At 74.3% G+C, this 3,637-nt stretch carries 2 protein-coding genes; both read left to right on the forward strand.

The window, feature by feature from the left end:
* Positions 1–2,797, forward strand: a 2,797-nt coding sequence (locus AB0B85_RS33525) for a type I polyketide synthase (protein ID WP_357413782.1), incomplete at its 5' end; no start/stop codon positions are given.
* Between the two features lie 21 nt (positions 2,798–2,818).
* Positions 2,819–3,637 (forward strand): beta-ketoacyl synthase N-terminal-like domain-containing protein (locus tag AB0B85_RS33530; protein ID WP_357413784.1); only part of this gene is annotated, 819 nt, incomplete at its 3' end.

Genomic DNA, 3,637 nt, shown 5'->3' on the forward strand with positions numbered 1-3,637 from the left:
AGCGCGGGCGGCGGTCGCGGGAGTCGACCTCGACTGGAACGCGTTCTATGGTCCGGCCGCCGAGCACGTCGACCTGCCCACCTACGCGTTCCAGCAGCAGGAGACGTGGCTGCAGGTGCCTGCGGGCGCCGGGGATCTGGCGGGCATCGGTCTGGACCCCGCCGACCATCCGCTGCTCGGCGCCGCGATCGTGCTGCCTGAGGAAGTGGGTGTCGTCTTCACCGGACGACTGTCCCCGCATACGCAGCCGTGGCTGGCCGATCACGCGGTCGGCGGGGCGGTGCTGCTGCCGGCCACGGCGCTGGTCGAGATGGCGCTGCGCGCCGGTCAGGAGGTCGATTGCTCGCGGGTGGAGGAGCTGACCCTCGGCGTACCCGTCGTGCTGGGCGACGGCTTAGACCTGCGGGTCACGGTCGGGGCCGCCGAGGCCGACGGTCGTCGGGCGATCGCGTTCCACACGCGTGGTGCCGACGGCTGGACCCGGCATGCCGAAGGGCACCTGGCCGTCCGTGATCAGGACGACGCACCGCAGCTCCCATGGCCGCCGCCCGGCGGTACGGCACTGGATGTGACAGACCTCTACCCCCGGCTGGCCGACGCCGGGCTGAGCTACGGCCCGGTGTTCCAGGGACTGCGCCACGCGTGGCGGGTCGGGGCGGAGGTGCACGCCGAGGTGGAGCTACCCGACGGGGCGAGGGGCGGCGGCGCCGAGCCCGGGTATGAGCTGCACCCGGCCCTGCTGGACGCGTGCTTGCACGCGCTGGTGCTGCTCGACGTGGCACCGGCGGCGCGGGTGCCGTTCGCCTGGGCAGGGGTGCAGACGTTCGGCGCCGGCGGCGCGACCCGGCTGCGGGTGCGGCTGCGCCCGACCGGCCCGACCGCGTTCGCGCTGTCGGCGACCGACGGGGCGGGCCGCCCGGTGCTCAGCGTCACCGAGCTCACGCTGCGCGAGATCACTGGCGATGAGGGCCGTGAGCTGCGGATGCACCGCCTGGCCTGGCCGGAGTTGGCCCTCACCGCGCCGACCGGGCGGGACGTGGCGCTGCTGGGCGCAGGCACGCTGCCCGAACTCGGGTTCGACCGGCACGCCAGCCTCGCCGGCCTGCCCGCCATCTTGCCGGAGCTGGTGCTCACCGAGGTCGTCGCCACGACCGGCGACGCCGCCGACGGGGTGCACGCGGCGGTGGTCGCGGTCGCGGAGCTGCTTCGGGCGTGGCTGGCCGACGATCGGACCGCCGGGACTCGGCTCGGGGTGGTGACTCGCTGGGGCGCCGCACTACCCGGCGAGCCCACTGTGGATCTCGCGGCCGCCGCGGTGTGGGGCCTGGTCCGCTCGGCCGAGTCGGAGCATCCGGGCCGGTTCCTGCTGCTGGACCACGACGGCACCGAGGAGTCGCTGGCGGTGCTCGTCGCGGCGGCGCGACAGGGCGAGGAGCAGGTCGCGCTGCGCGCAGGCGTCGCCCGTACGCCGCGGCTGACCCGCCCGGAACCGGTCGCCGGCCGTGCCTCGGCACTGGCCGGGACCATCCTGATCACCGGTGCCACCGGTGCGCTGGGCCGGGCCGTGGCCCGGCATCTGATCACCGCGCACGGTGCGGGCAGCCTGCTGCTGCTGAGCCGACGCGGCGACGCGGAGCTGGAGCGGGAACTTCGCGCGCTGGGCGCGGACGTGACCGTGGCGGCCTGCGACGCCGCCGACTACGAGGCGCTGGCCGCGTTGCTCAAGTCGATCCCGGCGGAGCGTCCCCTCAGCGCCGTGATCCACGCGGCCGGGGTGCTGGACGATGGAGTGCTGGCCTCGCTGACCTCGGATCGGATCGAGCGGGTGCTGCGCCCGAAGGTCGACGCCGCACTCAATCTTGACGCGCTGACGGCCGGCGCCCCGCTGGCCGCGTTCGTGCTGTTCTCCTCGGTCGCGGGCGTGCTTGGCGGTCCCGGCCAGGGCAACTACGCCGCCGCGAACACGTTCCTGGACGCGCTGGCCCGGCGCCGCCGCGCACGGGGCCTGCCGGGAATGTCGCTGGCCTGGGGGCCCTGGGACGGCCCGAACGGCATGGCGGTCGACCGCGACGAGGTCTTCCGGCGCCGCGCCGAACGCGACGGCATCAGGTCGCTGCCGGTCGCCGACGGGCTCGCGCTGCTGGATGCCGCCCTGTCGGATACGGACGGCGACGGCATGCTCGTCCCCGTACGCCTGGATCTGGCAGCCGTACGCAGCCGTGCGCGGACCGGTGGCCTGCCGCCCGCGCTGCGCGGCCTTGCCCCGGCGCCTGCCCAGCGAGGTCGCGACCGCAGCGCCAGCTCGTTGCGCACGGAACTGTCCGGCCTGAACGCCACCGAGCGGCAGGAGCGCCTGGTCGCCCTCCTCATGGAAGCTACCGCCGAGGTGCTGGGCCAAGGCGCGGGCGGCACGGTCGACCCCGCGCGCACATTCCAGCAGCTCGGGTTCGATTCGCTGCTCGCGCTGGAGCTGCGGACCCGGCTGGCGGACGCGGTCGGGCAGCGGCTGCCCGCCACGCTCGTCTTCGACTACCCGACGCCGGCAGCCCTGGCCCGGTACGTCGACGAGACGCTCTTCGGGGACGGCGCGGACGGCGAACTCAGCGACGCCGACGTGCGCCGCCTGCTGGCGAGTGTGCCGCCGGCCCGGCTGCGGGCCTCCGGGCTGCTCGACGCCGTCCTGCGGCTGGGCAGCGAGCGGGAGGTGGTCGCGGCCCCCGAACCGGCTGCCACCGCCGTGGACGGCCTGGATGCCGAAGCCCTCGTCCGCCTCGCCATGCGCGGCACCGATTCCTGATCCGACGGAGACACAGACACCATGGCACTGGACAACGAGCAGATCATCGAAGCGCTGCGCACGTCGCTCAAGGAGAACGAGCGGCTGCGCGGCGAGAACCGCGGCCTCGCGGCGGCCGAGCGGGAGCCGATCGCGATCGTCGGGATGAGCTGCCGTTATCCGGGCGGGGTCGGCTCGCCGGAGCAGCTTTGGCGGCTGGTCGCCGACGGCGTGGACGCGGTCAGCCCGTTCCCGGCCGGGCGCGGCTGGGACGTCGACGGCCTGTACGACTCCGACCCCGACGCGGTGGGCAAGAGCTACACCCGCGAGGGCGGCTTCCTGCACGACGCGGACCTGTTCGACGCGGACTTCTTCGAGATCAGCCCGCGTGAGGCGCTGGCAACCGACCCGCAGCAGCGCTTGCTGCTGGAGACGTCGTGGGAGGCGTTCGAGCGGGCCGGGATCGACCCGGTAACGCTGCGGGGCAGTTCGGTCGGTGTCTACGCCGGTGTCATGTACCACGACTACGCCACCGGGCCGGGCGAGCTTCCCGACGACCTGGAGGGATACCTCGGCGCGGGCACGGCCGGATCGATCGCGTCGGGACGGGTCGCGTACGCCCTGGGGCTGGAGGGCCCGGCGGTCACCATCGACACCGCGTGCTCGTCGTCGCTTGTGGCGATGCACCTGGCCGCGCAGGCGCTACGCAAGGGCGATTGCACTCTGGCCCTGGCGGGTGGGGTCGCGGTGATGTCTACTCCCGGCGCGTTTGTGGAGTTCAGCCGGCAGCGGGGCTTGTCGGTCGACGGCCGGTGCAAGGCGTTCTCCGCCGCCGCCGATGGCACGGGTTGGGGTGAGGGC

It is taken from the genome of Micromonospora sp. NPDC049044, from assembly GCF_040649215.1.
In the GTDB taxonomy this organism is placed as follows: domain Bacteria; phylum Actinomycetota; class Actinomycetes; order Mycobacteriales; family Micromonosporaceae; genus Micromonospora.